Origin of the sequence: Campylobacter sp. 2018MI34 (assembly GCF_016598975.1) — a bacterium.
GTDB lineage: Bacteria > Campylobacterota > Campylobacteria > Campylobacterales > Campylobacteraceae > Campylobacter_D.
Map to the genome: position 1 here is coordinate 1 of NZ_JAENKS010000135.1, position 443 is coordinate 443.

General features: G+C 31.8%; 1 pseudogene. It reads right to left on the bottom strand.

The annotated features are described in order from the left end of the window. Positions 1 to 25: 25 nt before the first annotated feature. Positions 26 to 385: pseudogene (locus JG676_RS09055) on the bottom strand (complex I subunit 1 family protein). Between the last annotated feature and the right edge of the window lie 58 nt (positions 386 to 443).

Sequence of the window (443 nt, forward strand, 5' to 3'; positions counted from 1 at the left end):
ATATAGGGAACAATGGCATTATAAATCATATAGCTCTTTGAGCTTCTATGTTAACAGTTAAATTCAAACTACCTGTTAATAATACTACAAGTAGTATTGCTGAGCTTAATATAAGTTCATAACTTATTAGCTGTGCTGTACTTCTAAGTGAACCTAAAAAAGCATATTTAGAATTAGCAGATCAACCAGCTAATAGTATACCGTAAGTGGCTAATGAAGAAACAGCCAACATGTATAATATACCTAAGTTAAAGTCTCATAAAGCTAAACCAGGACCGTAAGGTACAACAGCATAACCTAGTAAAGAGAATATTAAAGTTATTACAGGACCAAGAAAGAACAGTATTAAATTAGCTTGTGTAGGTGAAACATATTCCTTTAAGATAAGTTTAAGAGCATCTGCAAATGCTTGTAAAAGACCATAGTAACCTACTACATTAGGT